Origin of the sequence: Variovorax palleresanus, from assembly GCF_051144945.1 — a bacterium.
GTDB classification, from domain to species: domain Bacteria; phylum Pseudomonadota; class Gammaproteobacteria; order Burkholderiales; family Burkholderiaceae_C; genus Variovorax; species Variovorax paradoxus_S.
The window spans coordinates 177,633-193,446 of sequence record NZ_JBJNVP010000002.1; the positions used below are offsets into that span (position 1 = coordinate 177,633).

A 15,814-nucleotide genomic window follows, 5' to 3' on the forward strand; every position below is an offset into this window, starting at 1 on the left:
TAGAAAGGAATCAGGAGCCCGGCGTCGGACGCGTTCCCGTTTTGCCGGGCGTCACGGTCAGGTCGACCGAGCCGTCGGCGAGCCGTGCGACCACGGCATCGCCCGGATTCAGTTTTCTTGCACTGACGATCGCACGACCGTCGGCGCCGGTGAGCCAGGCATAGCCGCGCTGCAGCACCAGCGCGGGGTCGAGCAGCTTGAGCCGCAGCGCCACGCGTTCGAGCCGATCGCGCCGCTCTGCCAGCGCGCGCTCGAGCTTGCGAGGGAAATCGGCCGCGATCGACCGCGGCGCATGGGCCAGGCGCTCGGTTCTCGATAGCACCGCATAGCGCAGGCGCTGCGATTGGTGCGCGAGCCGAAGCTGCTGGCGCGCCACCAGCGTGGAGGGCCGCCCCAGGCGTGACGCCGCCTGGTCGAGGCGCTGGCCCAGCACGTCGAGCCGGGTGTCCAGCGCGCCTTGCAACCGTTCGCCCAGAAGATCGATCGCGCCGAGCCACATTGCCTGCGGCGCGCTGACGAGTTCCGCCGCGGCGGTGGGCGTGGGCGCCCGCAGGTCGGCGCAAAAATCGGCAATGGTGAAGTCGGTCTCATGGCCCACGCCGCAAATCAGCGGCACCGGGCTTTGAACGATGGTGCGGGCGAGGGTTTCGTCGTTGAAGGCCCAGAGGTCTTCGATGGAGCCGCCGCCGCGCACCAGCAGGATGACATCGACCGCGGGCTTGAGGGCATACAAGGATTGCAGCGCGCGCACGAGCTCCCCCGGCGCGCTGGCGCCCTGCACCGCCGCGGGCGCCAGGACCACCGGGATGTGCGGCACGCGGCGTCGCAGCGCGGTCACCACATCGTGCAGCGCCGCGGCGCCCAGCGAGGTCACCAGGCCCACCGCGCGCGGCATGACCGGCAGCGCCCGCTTGCGCTCGGCATCGAAGAGCCCTTCGGCTTCGAGCCGCGCCTTGCGTTGCAGGAACTGCTCGAACAGCGCGCCTTGTCCGGCACGTTGCAGGCTTTCGACCACCAACTGCAGATCGCCACGCGGTTCGTACACCGCCAGGCGGCCGCGCACCTCGACCTGGTCGCCGTCGCGCGGAGAAAAATCGAGCAGGCCGGCCGCACGCCGGAACATCGCGCAGCGCAGTTGGCCGGAATCATCCTTGAGCGCGAAGTAACAATGCCCGCTCGACGCGCGCGAAAAACCGGAAATCTCGCCGCGCACCGCGACCGGATTGAAGCGCGCATCCAGCGCATCGGCGACCGCCCGGCACAGCGCGCCGACAGGCCAGATGCGCGGACCCGGTGTGGTGTTGGAATCACGCAATGTCACAACTCGGCCGGATAGCGGGTGACCACTCTTCCACAGTGAGGCGGCAAGCCCCCTTGCCCGGATCCGGGTGCGGAACAAGTGCACGGTTTGTCGTGCAAGCTCTTGATTTCATTCAGAAAACTGCTGCTCAAAATTCAGTCGATCTAATGGAAAGCCCACGCCATGCGGGTCGGGGCACGTTGCCCATCAGGTTAATCACAAAGTTATCCACAGAATCTGTGCGTCCTTGCTTACAAACAAACAAGGCGCGTGGCGATGGTGGGCTCGGTGGATAATCGCCGCGCATTTGCAGTCTATTCGGGGCCGGAGGATTCCTTGTTTTCCATCATAGTTGCCGCGGGCTGGCCAATCTGGCCATTGCTCGCTTGTTCGATCATCGCGCTCGCGCTGGTTATAGAACGTTTCACAAGTCTTAAAACCGTCAAGGTCCTGCCGCCCAAGCTGCTCGATGAAGCGATGACGGTGTCGCACGGTTCCGTGCCGGGGCCCGACGTGGTGACCAAGCTCGAGCGCAATTCGATGCTCGGGCAGGTGCTGGCCGCGGGCCTTCGCGCCCTCAACGCCAATCCGCGCTGCACCGAGGACGACCTGCGTGCAGCCATGGAAGCCTCGGGCCGCACCGTGGCGCACAAGCTGGAGCGCTACCTGCCCGCGCTGGCCACCATCGCCTCGGCTGCGCCGCTGCTCGGCCTGCTGGGGACGGTGATCGGCATGATCGAGATCTTCGGCTCGCAATCGCCCGGAAGCGGCGCGGTGGGATCGGGGAACCCGGCGCAACTGGCGCACGGCATTTCCATCGCGCTGTACAACACGGCGTTTGGCCTGATCGTGGCCATTCCGACCCTGATCTTCTGGCGCTATTTCCGCAGCCGGGTCGATGAATACCTGCTGAACCTCGAACTCTCCGGCGAGCGCTTTGCCCGCCACCTGAACGCATTGCGGAAATGATGGCCTTAACGCTTGCCACTGCGAGCGCAGCGCTGTCCAGCGGAGGCTCGCCATGACCCGCGGCCGCATGCAGTTTCGCCATGGCGCCCGCGATGAGCCGGAGATCAATCTGATCCCGTTCATCGACGTGCTGCTGGTCGTCCTCATCTTCCTGATGCTGTCGACCACCTACAGCAAGTTCACCGAGATGCAGTTGCGCCTGCCGACGGCGGACGTCGACTCGCAGCGCGACTATCCCAAGGAAGTGATCGTGGCGGTGTCCGCCGACGGTCGCTATTCGATCAACAAGACGCCTCTGCCAGACCGCAACGTGGCGACGGTGGCCGCCGCGCTGGGTGCGGCAGCCACGGGCGGCAAGGACAGCGTGGTGATCATCAGCGCCGACGCGAGCAGCCCGCACCAGTCCGTGATCACGGTGATGGAAGCCGCACGCCGCGCGGGCCTGGTGCAGATCACGTTCGCAGCCCAATCGACGGCCCAAGCAGGGCACTGAGTGCCGTTGCAGGGCCGCAGCACTCCCGGCAACAGCCGCGCGGCCAGTGCGCCCGCTTCGCGGCTGCAGCGTGCCTGGCTGCACCGCGGTGCGTTGGCCTGCATGCTGTGGCCGCTGTCGCTGCTCTATGCGGCGCTGTTCGCGCTGCGGCGCTGGCTCTATCGACAAGGTTGGCTGCAAACGGACCGCGTGTCCGTCCCGGTGATCGTGGTCGGCAACGTCATTGCGGGCGGCGCCGGCAAGACGCCGGTGGTGATGGCCGTGGTTCGGCATCTGCAGGCTCGCGGCCTGCGCACCGGCGTGGTGTCGCGCGGCTACGGCCGCCGCACCGACGACTGCCGTGAAGTGGAGGACGAAAGCGATCCGCAAGATGTTGGCGACGAGCCCGCGCTGATCCGCCGTGCCACCGGCGCGCCCGTGTTCGTGGCGCGGCGCCGCGTCGAGGCCGCGCGCGCCCTGCTTGCCCGGCACCCGGCCACGCAGGTCATCGTGAGCGACGACGGGCTGCAGCACCTGGCGCTCGCTCGCGACGTCGAAATCTGCGTGTTCGACGACCGCGGCGTGGGCAACGGCTGGCGGCTGCCCGCGGGCCCCTTGCGCGAGCGCTGGCCGCGTCCGTGCGACCTGGTGCTCCATAGCGGCGAGCACCCGGCATTCGAGGACGGCTACACCGCCACTCGCGCCCTGGCACAAGACGCGGTTGCGAGCGACGGAAAACGCACACCGCTCGATGCCCTGGCCGGCAAACCGGTGATCGCGCTTGCGGCCATTGCGCGGCCCGAGGCCTTCTTCGAGATGCTGCGCGCGCGCGGCCTCGCCCTGGCGGAGACGATCGCGCTGCCCGACCACTTCGACTTCGAGGGCTGGCAACGCCCTTCCGACCGTGATCTCCCTCTGGTCTGCACCGAGAAAGATGCCGTCAAGCTCTGGCGGCAAGCCCCGGATGCGCTGGCCGTGCCATTGCACTTCGTACCCGAGCCGCAATTCTTCGCGGCGCTCGATGCGAAGCTATCATCGCTCGATGGATCCCAAGCTGCTTGAACTGCTCGTCTGCCCCGTCACCAAGGGCCCGCTGACCTGGAACCCCGAAAAGCAGGAGCTCTGCTCGCGCAGCGCACGCCTGGCCTATCCGGTGCGCGACGGCATTCCCGTGCTGCTGGAGAACGAGGCGCGCACGCTGTCCGACGAAGAGCTGGGGCTGTGAGCGCGGCGCCAAGGGAGAACCAATGAGCTTCACCGTCCTGGTGCCGGCACGGCTGGCTTCGACGCGGCTGCCCAACAAACCGCTGGCGGACATTGCCGGCCTGCCCATGGTGGTGCGCGTCGCCCGGCGCGCGAGCCAATCCGGCGCGGCGCGCGTGGTGGTTGCCGGGGACGATCCTTCCATCGTCGCGGCCTGCACGGCACACGGCGTGCAGGCCATCCTGACGCGGCAGGACCATCCCAGCGGCACCGACCGGCTGGCCGAAGCCTGCGAGCAACTGGGCCTGGACGGCGACGATATCGTCGTCAACGTGCAGGGCGACGAACCACTGATCGACCCGGCCCTGATCGACGCGGTGGCCTCTGAGCTGGCAGCTCACCCGGAAGCCGCCATGAGCACGGCGGCCCACGAGATCGATTCGCTCGACGACTTTCTGAACCCGAACGTGGTGAAGGCCGTGCTCGATGCAAAGGGCAATGCGCTCTACTTCAGCCGCGCCCCCATTCCATGGTGGCGCGACGGCTCCACCGGCGGTGCGCCACCGGGCGTGCTCCCTTCGCCTCGGCCGCTGCGCCATATCGGCATCTACGGATACCGCGCCGGCTTCGTGCGCAAGTTTCCTTCGCTGGCGTCCGCCCCCATCGAGGCCACCGAAGCACTCGAACAATTGCGCGCGCTCTGGCATGGGCATCGCATCGCGGTGCATGTCAGCCAGGTGGCTCCCGGTCCGGGCATCGACACGCCCGAAGACCTTGCTCGCGTGCGCGCGGTCTTTGCAGCCCAGTTGGCCCCCTGAGTTGCATCAATATCCGTGGCGATTGACGGAAATTCTTCACGCTTACGCATGCTATCCTCGACGCAATTCCGCCTTGCACGGCTCTAGGGCCGGCGCTGGGTGCGACACAAGATCCAAGAACCCTCCGAGGACACCATGAGACTAATTTTGCTGGGCGCGCCCGGGGCGGGCAAAGGCACGCAAGCGGCTTTCATCTGCCAGAAGTACGGCATTCCTCAGATCTCGACCGGCGACATGCTGCGCGCCGCCGTCAAGGCCGGTACGCCGCTTGGCCAGCAGGCCAAGGCGGTGATGGAATCGGGTGGCCTGGTGAGTGATGACCTGATCATCAACCTCGTGAAAGAACGCATCGCGCAACCCGATTGCGCCGATGGCTTCCTGTTCGACGGCTTTCCGCGCACCATTCCGCAGGCCGACGCCATGAAGGCGGCCGGCGTCAAGCTCGACTACGTGCTCGAAATCGACGTGCCGTTCAGCGACATCATCGAACGCATGAGCGGCCGGCGCTCGCACCCCGCGTCGGGCCGCACCTACCACCTGAAGTTCAACCCGCCGAAGGTCGAGGGCAAGGATGACGTCACCGGCGAAGACCTGATTCAGCGCAAGGACGACGAGGAAGAAACCGTGCGCAAGCGGCTCGATGTCTACAGCCAGCAGACGCGTCCGCTGGTCGAGTACTACTCGGCCTGGGCCAAGGCCGATCCGGCCGCGGCGCCGAAGTACCGCGCCATCAGCGGCGTCGGCACGGTCGACGAAATCACCCAGCGCGCCCTCGCTGCCCTGAGCAGCTGAACGCGAGCCGCCGTCAGGCGGCAGTGGCTTCGAGCAGCTCCAGCATCAGCGCAATGCGAGCCTTGACGGGCGTCAGGGCACCGGCGTCCCGCAAGCGATCATCAGCTCTTGGCAGGATGCGCCCGCTCGCACAGCGTGTGGCGCGCAGCACGGCCACTCCCGCATCCTGGGCTCGCAGCGCGGCAGCCTCCAGCGCATGGTGCACCGTGCCATTGCCGGTCGCGGCCAGGACCAATCCCCGAATCGGCTCGGCCACGCCGGCTGCACGCTCCTGCAGCAGCAGATCGACGATGGCGCCAGTTGCGCCGGCATGGCTGGTGACGATCTCGACCCTCGGCCAGTGCGTTGCCGCGCCTGCCTTCGTTGCGGGAATCTTCGAAGCCGCACTCACCGGCAATCGCGGCCAGTCGCGAAGAAGCCGCACCGCCCCCTCTTCCACGTAGCCGATCGGGCCTGCATCGCCCGATGAAAACGCATCCGGTCGATAGGGGTGCACCTTCTGCACATCCAGCGAACCGTGGACCGTGCCCGCGCAGACCACCGTCACGCCCTGCGCTCCCGGCGTGGCCGCAACGGCGATGGCATCGCGCACATTCTGTGGGCCGTCGGGCGAAAGAGAACTCGCGGGACGCATGGCGCAGGCCAGGACCACGGGCTTGCCAGGTGCAAGCACCGCCTGGAGAAAGTAGGCCGTCTCTTCGATGGTGTCGGTGCCATGCGTGATCACCACGCCCGCCACGTCGGCCTCGGACAGCCAGAACGCGCAGCGCTGCGCAAGTTGCAGCCAGACATCGAAGCCCATGTCCTTGCTGTCGAGCTGCGCCACCTGCTCGGCTTCGAGCGCCACGCCATCGGGCGCATCGACGCCGCCGAGCAGGTCCGCCACGCCCACCTGCCCTGCGGTGTAGCCGATGTTGTCGCCGCCGCTGGCGGCGCGACCCGCAATGGTGCCGCCGGTGCCCAGCACCACGACGCGCCGCAGGCCGGACGAAAGGGAATTGACCATGCTTGCCAACTTTTAAAAACTGGTTAAAAATACAGGTACTGGATATTCAGCCAGTGCCGCAAGGAACCACATATGCAGTTCGCCGTGAAGCTTACCGCCCGCCAGCAGCAAATCCTGGACTTGATCCAGAGCGCCATCGCCCGTACCGGCGCTCCGCCCACGCGGGCCGAAATCGCCAGCGAGCTGGGTTTCAAGTCGGCCAATGCGGCCGAAGAGCACCTGCAGGCGCTGGCCCGCAAGGGCGTGATCGAACTCGTCAGCGGCACTTCGCGCGGCATTCGCCTCAAGGGCGATGCGCTGCGTTCGCTCAACGAGTCGCGCAACAACCAGTTTTCCCTCTCGCTGCCCGGCATGGCGCAGCTTGCGCTGCCACTCATCGGCCGCGTCGCGGCGGGCTCGCCCATCCTCGCGCAAGAGCACGTCGACCAGACCTACTACGTCGAGAACACGCTGTTCCAGCGCCAGCCCGATTACCTGCTGAAGGTGCGCGGCATGTCCATGCGCGACGCCGGCATCATGGACGGCGACCTGCTGGCGGTGCAAGCCACCAAGGAAGCGCGCAACGGCCAGATCGTGGTGGCCCGCCTCGGCGACGAGGTCACGGTCAAGCGCCTCAAGCGCAACAAGCAGGTCATCGAGCTGCACGCAGAGAACCCCGACTACCCGACCATCGTGGTCCAGCCCGGCGAACCCTTCGAAATCGAAGGCCTGGCGGTCGGCCTCATCCGCAACACCATGCTGATGTAGGCCCTGCGGCCTGCCGAAAGCAGCACCTCATTCGGCCGCAACAGGTGGCGGGCGTATGGCGCAAAGTCGCCATCACCCTGTTGCGTCCCTTCAAAGAAATCCTGCCTGTGTTCAACCTCAGACTTTTTTGGAGTTCACATGGGAATCGCCCTCCTCACCATCGTTGATTTGTGGATGCCGCTGCAATCGCTGGCAAGCCGCCTGCTGCCGGCACGCCGGCCCCGCCACCGCGACAATAGCGGCAGCGCCTCCGCCGGACTGCGCTACGTCGCGGTTCGGCCGGCCTGCACGGCGCGCCCCCACGGCGCCGCGGCACCCAATGCAGCACCAGCACCCAGCCGGCCGCTTCGCGTCATTCGCGTGGTCGACGGGCCCCAGGGCGAAAAGCGCAGCACCAACCGCATGGTGATCTCGGGGCGCATGGCCGACGTCTGCGCCGAACTCGATCGGCTGGCGGCGCTCGAAGCCATGGAGGCGGTCAGCACCGCACCACGCTCCACGCGCCTGCACTGAACCCGTGCAAGCCCCGGTGACCATGGCCGGGGGTGGGTATCCAAACGTTCACACGCGCGTCATGTCAATGCTGCGAGGCACAATGGCACGCCATGAACATTGTGATCCTCGACGATTACCAGGACGCCGTGCGCAAGCTGCGCTGCGCCGCCAAGCTGGACGCGTACGCGGCCAAGGTCTATACCAACACGGTCAAGGGCATCGGTCAACTTTCGGTTCGCCTGAAGGATGCCGACGTGATCGTGCTGATACGGGAGCGCACCCACATCTCGCGCCAGCTGATCGAAAAGCTGCCCAAGCTCAAGCTCATTTCGCAGACCGGGCGCGTGGGTGGCCACATCGACGTCACGGCCTGCACCGAGCGGGGCGTGGCAGTGGCCGAGGGCACCGGCTCTCCCCAGGCGCCGGCCGAGCTGACCTGGGCACTCATCATGGCGGCCATGCGCCGCCTGCCGCAGTACATCAGCAACCTCAAGCACGGGGCGTGGCAGCAGTCGGGGCTCAAATCGGCCTCGATGCCGCCCAATTTCGGGCTGGGTTCGGTGCTCAAGGGCAAGACGCTCTGCATCTGGGGCTATGGCCGCATCGGCCAGCTGGTGGCGCGCTACGGGCAGGCCTTCGGCATGCAGGTGGTCATCTGGGGCCGCGAGGCCAGCTGCGCCAAGGCCCGGTCCGACGGCTTCCAGGTAGCGCAGAACCGCCACGAGTTCTTTGCCGCCGCCGACGTGCTGTCGGTGCACCTGCGGCTCAACGAAGAAACCAGCGGCCTGGTCAAGCTCGAGGATCTTTCGCGCATGAAGCCGACCGCGCTCTTCGTCAACACCTCGCGCGCCGAACTGGTCGAGGCCGATGCGCTGCTGGCCGCGCTCAACCGCGGCCGGCCGGGGCTGGCCGCCGTCGACGTGTTCGAGAGCGAGCCGCCGCTGCAGGGCCATGCGCTGCTGCGGCTCGAAAACTGCATCTGCACGCCGCACATCGGCTATGTGGAGCAGGACAGCTACGAAAGCTATTTCGGCCAGGCTTTCGACAATGTCGTGAGCTTCATCAAGGGCAACCCCACCAACATCGTGAATCCCGGCGCGCTGCAGGTTCGCCGGTGATCTCATGAGCCGCCGGGCCGCCCCAAGGCGGATACCGCAGACGAAGGCGAAGGTCCTTCAGTGAGCCGGCCGGCGCCCCGGGGCGCGCTCTGGGCGCTGCTGGCCGGCAATTTCGTGATCGGCACGGGCGTGATGGTGGTGCCCGGCACGCTCAATGAGATCAGCACGTCGCTTGCCGTCACCGTTGCAGCTGCCGGCCAGCTGATCACGGCCGCCGCGATCGTGATGTGCCTCGGTGCGCCGCTGCTGGCGGCCGTGGTCGCGGGCTGGGATCGCCGCCAGTTGCTCGCCCTCACCCTCGTCTGGTACGCCGCCGGGCATGTGGTCGCGGCCTTGATGCCGAGCTTCGGCGCCCTGCTGCCGGTGCGCATGCTCACGGTGGTGGCACCGGCCATCTTCACGCCCCAGGCCGCGGCCTGCGCCGGCATGCTGGTGCCGCCGGAGCAGCGCGGACGCGCCGTGACTTTCGTTTTTCTCGGCTGGTCGATGGCCTCGGTGCTGGGCCTCCCCCTTGGCGCGCTGATTGGCGGCCACCTGGGCTGGCGCACGGCTTTCCTGGCCGTTGCGCTGCTCAGCATCGCGAGCGCGGCGTCGATCTGGCTGACCCTGCCGCGAGGCATCCGGCCCGCGGCACTGACGGCGGCAGCCTGGTCGCGCGTGCTCCGCAGCCCGGTGCTGATGGGCATCGTTTCGGTCACCGCCCTGCAGGGTGCCGGCCAGTTCGTTCTGTTCAGCTATTTCGGCCCGCTGCTGAAGCGAAACTTCGGCGCGGATCCCACCACGCTGAGCCTGATGTGGGCCCTGTTCGGCGCCTTCGGCCTGGTTGGCAACATGCTGGTGAGCCGGTTCATCGACCGTGCGGGCGCCGGCCGCATGGTGCTCGTGACCAGTTCATTGATTGCACTCAGCCTCTTTCTCTGGCCCTGGGCCGGCACACTCCCATGGCTGGCGGCGGTACTCGTGCCCTGGGGCCTGGGCTGCTTCGCGACCAATTCGGCGCAGCAGGCGCGGCTGGTGGGCCTGGCCCCCGCTCTCGCGCCGGGCTCCGTGGCGCTCAACAGCTCGGGCATCTACATCGGCCAGGCCGTCGGTGCCGGACTGGGCGGATGGCTGCTTGCCAACGATGCGGTGGCTTGGATGAACTGGGTCGGTTTCGCCTTGCTGCTGCTGGCCATCGGCCTGAGCGTGGCCATCGAGCGCAGCCGCCGCGCGGCCTGAAGCGCGGACCCGCGTAAAACCCGGCACGCCCCCGAGGCCCGTGGCTGCAAAATCGAAGGCTGCGCAACTCCGGGCCCGGCGCCTGCAAGCAGGCCCGGACCCATCAACCAGCGAAAATCTTTTTCAATGACAGTGAACTACACCCGGATCGGCGTCGTCGGCGCCGGCGCCATGGGTCGAGGCATCGCCCAGATCGCTGCCCAGGCGGGCAGCGAAGTGCTGCTGCTCGACAGTTTTGCAGGCGCGGCCGAACGCGGGCGTGAAGCCCTCGCGGCCCAATGGAACAAGCTGCACGAGAAGGGCAAGATCGACGCCGCGGCGCGCGATGCCCAGATCGCCCGCGTCAAGGCGGTCGATTCGGTTGCGGCCCTGGCCCAGTGCGACCTCGTGATCGAAGCGGTGGTCGAAGACCTCGAGGTCAAGCGCTCGCTGTTCCGCGAACTCGAATCGGTGGTCGCGCCCACGGCCACGCTCGCCACCAACACCTCGTCGCTGTCGGTCACCGCCATTGCGGCCGGGCTCAGGCAGCCGGAGCGCGTGGCGGGCTTTCACTTCTTCAACCCCGTGCCGCTGATGAAGGTGGTCGAGGTGGTGGCCGGCTTCAAGACCTCCACCGAAGTCTGCAAACAGCTTGCCGGCTATGCGGTGCAGATGGGCCATAGCGCCGTGCAGGCGCAGGACACGCCGGGCTTCATCGTCAACCACGCCGGGCGCGGCTACGGCACCGAGGCACTGCGCATCGTGGGAGAAGGCGTGGCCGACTTCGCCACCGTCGACCGCATCCTCAAGGAGCAGGCCGGCTTTCGCCTGGGCCCGTTCGAGCTGCTGGACCTGACGGCGCTCGACGTGTCGCACCCGGTGATGGAGTCGATCTATCACCAGTACTACGAGGAGCCGCGCTTCCGACCCAGCGTGATCACGGCCCAGCGCCTTGCGGCGGGCGTGCTGGGCCGCAAGACCAACGAAGGCTTCTACAGCTACAACGACGGCGTGATGCAGCAGGTTCCCGAAGCCGCACCGCCCACGCTCTCCGAGCTGCCTTCCGTCTGGGTCTCGCCCCGCGCCGCGCGCCGGGCCGAGTTGCTGCGGCTGGTCAACGCCTTGGGCGCCCAGATCGACAGCGGTGCCACGGCCGCGCCCACGTCGCTCATCCTGGTGGCGCCGCTGGGCTTCGACGTGACCACGGTGGCCGCTGTCGAGCGCCTGGATGCCACGCGCACCGTCGGCATCGACATGCTGATCGACGATGCCGCCACCAAGCGCCGCGTGCTCGCCACCAACCCGGCCACGCGGCGCGACATCCGCGATGTGGCGCACGCCCTCTTCGCACGCGACGGCAAGGCCGTGAGCGTGATCCGCGACAGCGGCGGCTTCGTCACGCAGCGCGTGATCGGCAACATCGTGAACATTGCCGCCGACATGTGCCAGCAGCGCGTCTGCTCACCGGCTGATCTCGAAACCGCGGTTCAGCTGGGGCTGGGTTACCCGCGCGGCCCGCTGGCCATGGGCAACCTGTATGGCCCCACCAACATGCTCGAGGTGCTGTTCAACCTGCAGACCGTCTACGGCGATCCGCGCTATCGCCCGAGCCCGTGGCTGCGCCGCCGCGGCGCGCTGGGCCTGAGCCTGCTGCACGAAGAAGAATAAACAAGCCAACCCCAACGAAAGCATCACAGCGATGACCGCCGAACTGAAGAGCACCAGCGAGGGACGCACCATGGTGCTCACCATCGCCAACCCGACCCAGCGCAATGCGCTGGGCCCCGAGATCTACGCCGCGGGCATCGAGGCGCTCAACGGCGCCGAGAGCAGCGAGGAGATCCGCAGCGTCGTCATCGTGGGCGAAGGCGCATGGTTCTGCGCCGGAGGCTCGCTGCAGCGGCTATCCGACAACCGCCAGCGCGACCCTTCGGTGCAGGCCGAAAGCATCGAGGGCCTGCACAACTGGATCGATTCCATCCGTGCCTTCCCCAAGCCGATCATCGCGGCAGTCGAGGGCGCGGCGGCAGGCGCAGGTTTCTCGCTCGCATTGGCCTGCGATTTCGTCGTGGCCGCACGCGATGCGGTTTTTGCGGCGTCCTACAGCAACGTCGCACTGTCGCCCGACGGCGGCCTGAGCTGGCACCTGGGCCAGGCCTTGCCGCGCCAGCTGGCGAGCGAATGGCTGATGTGCGGCGAACGCATCGGCGCGCCACGGCTGCATGCGCTGGGGCTCGTCAATGAACTGAGCGAAAACGGCCAGGCGCTCGCCAGCGCGTTGGCGCTGGCAACCCGGCTCAACGCTCGCGCGCCAAACTCGCTTGCCAGCATCAAGGAGCTGCTGAGCGAGGCGCGCGGCACCACGTTCGCATCGCAGCTATCGCAGGAGCGCGACCACTTCGTGCGCAACCTGCATCATCCGAACGCCGGCATCGGCATTGCCGCGTTTCTCGAGAAGAAGCCTCCGCAGTACGAGTAACGGCATTACGTCGCTCTCGTGACACCCTCCAGCATTTCAGTCGCCGACAGGACAGACCAATGGACGACCCCATTCTTACCATCGAAGAACGTGAAGCGATCAACAGTGGTCGCTGGTTTTCTTCTCTATCTCCCTCGCTGCGGCACGACATTCTCCGATGCGCTTTCGTCAAACGCTACAAGGACGGCGACCTGATCGCCGCCCGCGGCGATCCTCCCGACCACTGGATTGCCTGCGCCAAGGGCGCGGTGCGCGTCAGTTCCACGGCCGTATCGGGCAAGCAGGTGACGCTGACCTACGTGGAGCCGGGCATCTGGTTCGGCGACGTGGCGATGTTCGACGGGGACCGGCGCACCCACGACGCCTATGCGCATGGGGAAACCACCATCCTCTGTGTGGCGCGGGCCGATTTCCAGAAGATCCTGGCCACGCACGTGGAGCTGTACGAAGCGCTCATGCGTCTGCAGGCGCGCCGCATCCGCACACTCTTCGGGCTGGTGGAAGACCTCAACACCCTGCCCTTGCGCGCGCGGCTGGCCAAGCAGCTCATTCACCTGGTGCGCAGCTACGGCGTGCCCAATCTGGAAGACGGCAGCCAGATGCGCATCGGGCTGCAGCTTGCGCAGGAAGAACTGGCGCAGCTGCTTGGCGCATCGCGCCAGCGCGTCAACCAGGAACTCAAGACCATGGAACGCGAGGGCACCATCCGCATCGAGCCGGGTGGCCTCGTGGTCCTCGACCGCGTGGCACTGATGCGCGTCTCCGAAGCGGATATCTGACATGAGCCAGGACTTCTCCAACTTCATCGGCACCCGGGCAGTTTCGCAGCAGCACGCCTTCGACGTCGACGCGCTCGCGGCCTGGCTCGAGAAGAACCTCGACGGTTTCAAGGGTCCGCTTGAGGTCGAGATGTTCAAGGGTGGCCAGTCGAATCCGACCTACAAGCTCGTCACGCCCACACAGAGCTACGTGATGCGCGCCAAGCCTGGGCCGGTCGCCAAGCTGCTGCCCTCGGCCCATGCGGTGGAGCGCGAATTCAAGGTCATGAGCGGCCTTGCCGGCACCGACGTGCCCGTGCCGCGCATGCACTGCCTGTGCGAGGACGAATCCGTCATCGGCCGCGCCTTCTACGTGATGGAGTTCATGCAGGGCCGCGTGCTCTGGGACCAGTCGCTGCCCGGCATGGACAATGCCGAGCGCGCGGCCATCTACGACGAAATGAACCGCGTCATTGCGGCGCTGCACACCGTGAAGTTCGCCGAGCGCGGCCTGGCCGACTACGGCAAGCCCGGCAACTACTTCGAGCGCCAGATCGGCCGCTGGAGCAAGCAGTACAAGGCTTCGACCGATGGCGCCGGCGAACTGTCGCAGCCGATCGAGGCCATGGAGCGCCTGATCGACTGGCTCCCCGCCCACATGCCGGCGAGCGCGCGCGACGAAAGCAAAGTCTCGATCGTCCATGGCGACTATCGCCTGGACAACGTGATGTTCCACGCCACCGAGCCGCGGATCATCGCGGTGCTCGACTGGGAGCTCTCCACGTTGGGCCATCCCCTGGCGGACTTCAGCTACCACTGCATGTCCTGGCACATGCCCCCCACCACCGGCCGCGGCATCGGCGGCGTGGATGTCGCGGCGCTGGGCATTCCCACCGAGAGCGAATACATCCGCCGCTACTGCGAGCGCACGCGCATCACCACGCCCGAGGCGCTGGCGCCCGACTGGAATTTCTACCAGGCCTACAACCTGTTCCGCATGGCCGCGATCCTGCAAGGCATTGCCAAGCGGGTCGAAGCCGGTACCGCTTCAAGCGAGCAAGCCGTGGCCTCCGCCCGCGGCGCGCGACCGATGGCCGAAATGGCCTGGCAGTTTGCCCAAAAGGCGTAGCTGCCTCACACCCCCACCAGGAGACAAACGATGGACTTCGAATACTCGGCAAAAACCAAGGAACTCCAGAAGCGCGTGAGCGCGTTCATGGACGCGCACATCTATCCGGCCGAAGCCGAGTATTCGGCCGAACTGGCCGCCAACACGGCCGCCGGCAAGCGCTGGACCGCGCTCAAGACGGTTGAGAAGGTGAAGGAAAAAGCCAAGGCCCAGGGGCTGTGGAACCTGTTCCTGCCGGTCGACAGTGCCTCCGCCTCGGGCTACGAAGGCGCCGGCCTCACGAACCAGGAATACGCACCGCTGGCCGAAATCATGGGCCGTGTGCCATGGGCCTCGGAAGCCTTCAACTGCTCGGCGCCGGACACCGGCAACATGGAGACCATTGCCCGCTACGGCTCCGAAGCCATCAAGGCGCGCTGGCTCAAGCCGCTGCTCGAAGGCCAGATCCGCTCGGCCTTCGCGATGACCGAGCCGGACGTCGCATCGAGCGACGCCACCAACATCTCGACCCGCATCGAACGCCAGGGCGACGAGTACGTGATCAACGGCCACAAGTGGTGGATTTCGGGCGCTGCCGACCCGCGTTGCGCCGTGTTCATCACCATGGGCAAGAGCGACCCTGACGCGCCCAGGCATTCGCAGCAGAGCATGATCATCGTGCCGGCTGACGCCAAAGGCATCCGCATCGTGCGCCCGCTCAACGTGATGGGCTACGACGATGCGCCGCACGGCCACGTCGAGATGTACTTCGAGAACGTGCGCGTGCCTGCCGACAACATGCTGCTCGGCGAAGGCCGCGGCTTCGAAATTGCTCAGGGCCGCCTCGGCCCGGGACGCATTCACCACTGCATGCGCCTCATCGGCCTGGCCGAGCGCGCGCTCGAACTCATGTGCAGGCGCGCCTCCTCGCGCGTGGCTTTCGGCAAGACGGTTGCGTCCCAGACCGTGACGCAGGAACGCATCGCCGAAGCGCGCTGCAAGATCGACATGGCGCGCCTGCTCACGCTCAAGGCCGCATGGCTGATGGACGTGGCCGGCAACAAGGTTGCGAAGAACGAGATCGCAATGATCAAGGTGGTCGCGCCGAGCATGGCCTGCCAGGTGATCGACTGGGCCATGCAGGTGCATGGCGGCGGCGGCATGAGCGACGACTTTCCGCTCGCCTACGCCTACGCCGGTGCGCGCACGCTCCGTTTTGCGGACGGCCCGGACGAAGTGCACCGCAACGCGATTGCCAAGTGGGAACTGGGCAAGTATTCGCCGAACAAGGCCGATGCCGAAATGCCGGTCACGCGTTTCTGATTTGTCTTGTTCCCTCTCCCTCCGGGAGA

17 protein-coding genes are annotated in these 15,814 nt (G+C 66.9%); 15 read left to right on the forward strand and 2 right to left on the reverse strand.

Going from position 1 to position 15,814, the window contains the following annotated elements:
* Nucleotides 1-10: 10 nt before the first annotated feature.
* Nucleotides 11-1,321, reverse strand: a complete 1,311-nt coding sequence (gene xseA, locus ACJ7Z0_RS04645) for an exodeoxyribonuclease VII large subunit (protein ID WP_434788898.1) — start codon at nucleotides 1,319-1,321, stop codon at nucleotides 11-13.
* A gap of 315 nt (nucleotides 1,322-1,636) precedes the next feature.
* On the opposite strand from xseA, the gene ACJ7Z0_RS04650 reads away from it, so the two are divergent.
* The 6 genes from ACJ7Z0_RS04650 (at nucleotide 1,637) to adk (ending at nucleotide 5,554) form a co-directional block, all read left to right on the forward strand.
* A complete protein-coding gene (locus ACJ7Z0_RS04650) occupies nucleotides 1,637-2,269 on the forward strand; it encodes a MotA/TolQ/ExbB proton channel family protein (RefSeq protein WP_093023633.1) in 633 nt (210 codons plus the stop codon).
* Between the two features lie 67 nt (nucleotides 2,270-2,336).
* Nucleotides 2,337-2,762, forward strand: coding sequence for an ExbD/TolR family protein (locus ACJ7Z0_RS04655; protein ID WP_434792608.1), 426 nt, complete (start codon nucleotides 2,337-2,339; stop codon nucleotides 2,760-2,762).
* Between the two features lie 102 nt (nucleotides 2,763-2,864).
* Nucleotides 2,865-3,803 (forward strand): tetraacyldisaccharide 4'-kinase, encoded by a 939-nt coding sequence (gene lpxK / locus ACJ7Z0_RS04660; protein WP_434792609.1) that lies wholly within the window; start codon nucleotides 2,865-2,867, stop codon nucleotides 3,801-3,803.
* Nucleotides 3,784-3,966: a Trm112 family protein gene (locus tag ACJ7Z0_RS04665; protein WP_028260080.1), complete on the forward strand. Its 183-nt coding sequence runs from the start codon at nucleotides 3,784-3,786 to the stop codon at nucleotides 3,964-3,966. Before lpxK ends, ACJ7Z0_RS04665 begins: the two co-directional genes overlap by 20 nt.
* Nucleotides 3,967-3,988: 22 nt before the next feature.
* Complete coding sequence (kdsB, locus tag ACJ7Z0_RS04670; RefSeq protein ID WP_434788899.1) at nucleotides 3,989-4,762, forward strand: 3-deoxy-manno-octulosonate cytidylyltransferase; 774 nt, start codon at nucleotides 3,989-3,991, stop codon at nucleotides 4,760-4,762.
* A gap of 135 nt (nucleotides 4,763-4,897) precedes the next feature.
* A complete protein-coding gene (adk, locus tag ACJ7Z0_RS04675; protein ID WP_434788900.1) occupies nucleotides 4,898-5,554 on the forward strand; it encodes an adenylate kinase in 657 nt (218 codons plus the stop codon).
* A gap of 13 nt (nucleotides 5,555-5,567) precedes the next feature.
* On the opposite strand, the gene ACJ7Z0_RS04680 is transcribed toward adk, so the two are convergent.
* Nucleotides 5,568-6,560: an asparaginase gene (locus ACJ7Z0_RS04680; protein ID WP_434788901.1), complete on the reverse strand. Its 993-nt coding sequence runs from the start codon at nucleotides 6,558-6,560 to the stop codon at nucleotides 5,568-5,570.
* A 72-nt stretch (nucleotides 6,561-6,632) separates the two neighbouring features.
* Here ACJ7Z0_RS04680 and lexA point away from each other — a divergent pair, with 72 nt between their 5' ends.
* The 9 genes from lexA (at nucleotide 6,633) to ACJ7Z0_RS04725 (ending at nucleotide 15,785) form a co-directional block, all read left to right on the forward strand.
* On the forward strand, nucleotides 6,633-7,307 hold the full coding sequence (lexA, locus tag ACJ7Z0_RS04685; protein WP_369655939.1) for a transcriptional repressor LexA: 675 nt from the start codon (nucleotides 6,633-6,635) through the stop codon (nucleotides 7,305-7,307).
* Between the two features lie 138 nt (nucleotides 7,308-7,445).
* Entirely contained in the window at nucleotides 7,446-7,820 is a 375-nt protein-coding gene (locus ACJ7Z0_RS04690; RefSeq protein WP_434788902.1) for a hypothetical protein, read from the forward strand.
* A gap of 92 nt (nucleotides 7,821-7,912) precedes the next feature.
* Nucleotides 7,913-8,920 carry a D-2-hydroxyacid dehydrogenase family protein gene (locus ACJ7Z0_RS04695; protein ID WP_055796799.1) on the forward strand — a complete coding sequence of 336 codons (1,008 nt, stop codon included), beginning with the start codon at nucleotides 7,913-7,915 and terminating at the stop codon, nucleotides 8,918-8,920.
* A gap of 60 nt (nucleotides 8,921-8,980) precedes the next feature.
* Nucleotides 8,981-10,138: an MFS transporter gene (locus tag ACJ7Z0_RS04700; protein WP_434788903.1), complete on the forward strand. Its 1,158-nt coding sequence runs from the start codon at nucleotides 8,981-8,983 to the stop codon at nucleotides 10,136-10,138.
* A 126-nt stretch (nucleotides 10,139-10,264) separates the two neighbouring features.
* Nucleotides 10,265-11,785, forward strand: coding sequence for a 3-hydroxyacyl-CoA dehydrogenase (locus tag ACJ7Z0_RS04705; RefSeq protein WP_434788904.1), 1,521 nt, complete (start codon nucleotides 10,265-10,267; stop codon nucleotides 11,783-11,785).
* A gap of 31 nt (nucleotides 11,786-11,816) precedes the next feature.
* Nucleotides 11,817-12,596, forward strand: coding sequence for an oxepin-CoA hydrolase, alternative type (locus tag ACJ7Z0_RS04710; RefSeq protein WP_434788905.1), 780 nt, complete (start codon nucleotides 11,817-11,819; stop codon nucleotides 12,594-12,596).
* Nucleotides 12,597-12,655: 59 nt separating this feature from the next.
* Complete coding sequence (locus ACJ7Z0_RS04715) at nucleotides 12,656-13,375, forward strand: Crp/Fnr family transcriptional regulator (RefSeq protein ID WP_369655934.1); 720 nt, start codon at nucleotides 12,656-12,658, stop codon at nucleotides 13,373-13,375.
* 1 nt (nucleotide 13,376) lies between these two features.
* Entirely contained in the window at nucleotides 13,377-14,483 is a 1,107-nt protein-coding gene (locus tag ACJ7Z0_RS04720; RefSeq protein ID WP_434788906.1) for a phosphotransferase, read from the forward strand.
* Between the two features lie 30 nt (nucleotides 14,484-14,513).
* On the forward strand, nucleotides 14,514-15,785 hold the full coding sequence (locus ACJ7Z0_RS04725; RefSeq protein WP_434788907.1) for an acyl-CoA dehydrogenase family protein: 1,272 nt from the start codon (nucleotides 14,514-14,516) through the stop codon (nucleotides 15,783-15,785).
* The last annotated feature ends 29 nt before the right edge of the window (nucleotides 15,786-15,814 follow it).

What these genes read in the sequence shown, in the direction of transcription:
- ACJ7Z0_RS04655 (WP_434792608.1), top strand. Translation starts at nt 2,337, where the DNA reads ATGCAGTTTCGCCATGGCGCCCGCGATGAGCCGGAGATCAATCTGATC.
- lpxK (WP_434792609.1), top strand. Translation starts at nt 2,865, where the DNA reads ATGCTGTGGCCGCTGTCGCTGCTCTATGCGGCGCTGTTCGCGCTGCGG.
- ACJ7Z0_RS04665 (WP_028260080.1), top strand. Translation starts at nt 3,784, where the DNA reads ATGGATCCCAAGCTGCTTGAACTGCTCGTCTGCCCCGTCACCAAGGGC.
- kdsB (WP_434788899.1), top strand. Translation starts at nt 3,989, where the DNA reads ATGAGCTTCACCGTCCTGGTGCCGGCACGGCTGGCTTCGACGCGGCTG.
- adk (WP_434788900.1), top strand. Translation starts at nt 4,898, where the DNA reads ATGAGACTAATTTTGCTGGGCGCGCCCGGGGCGGGCAAAGGCACGCAA.
- ACJ7Z0_RS04680 (WP_434788901.1), bottom strand. Translation starts at nt 6,560, where the DNA reads ATGGTCAATTCCCTTTCGTCCGGCCTGCGGCGCGTCGTGGTGCTGGGC.
- lexA (WP_369655939.1), top strand. Translation starts at nt 6,633, where the DNA reads ATGCAGTTCGCCGTGAAGCTTACCGCCCGCCAGCAGCAAATCCTGGAC.
- ACJ7Z0_RS04690 (WP_434788902.1), top strand. Translation starts at nt 7,446, where the DNA reads ATGGGAATCGCCCTCCTCACCATCGTTGATTTGTGGATGCCGCTGCAA.
- ACJ7Z0_RS04695 (WP_055796799.1), top strand. Translation starts at nt 7,913, where the DNA reads ATGAACATTGTGATCCTCGACGATTACCAGGACGCCGTGCGCAAGCTG.
- ACJ7Z0_RS04705 (WP_434788904.1), top strand. Translation starts at nt 10,265, where the DNA reads ATGACAGTGAACTACACCCGGATCGGCGTCGTCGGCGCCGGCGCCATG.
- ACJ7Z0_RS04710 (WP_434788905.1), top strand. Translation starts at nt 11,817, where the DNA reads ATGACCGCCGAACTGAAGAGCACCAGCGAGGGACGCACCATGGTGCTC.
- ACJ7Z0_RS04715 (WP_369655934.1), top strand. Translation starts at nt 12,656, where the DNA reads ATGGACGACCCCATTCTTACCATCGAAGAACGTGAAGCGATCAACAGT.
- ACJ7Z0_RS04720 (WP_434788906.1), top strand. Translation starts at nt 13,377, where the DNA reads ATGAGCCAGGACTTCTCCAACTTCATCGGCACCCGGGCAGTTTCGCAG.
- ACJ7Z0_RS04725 (WP_434788907.1), top strand. Translation starts at nt 14,514, where the DNA reads ATGGACTTCGAATACTCGGCAAAAACCAAGGAACTCCAGAAGCGCGTG.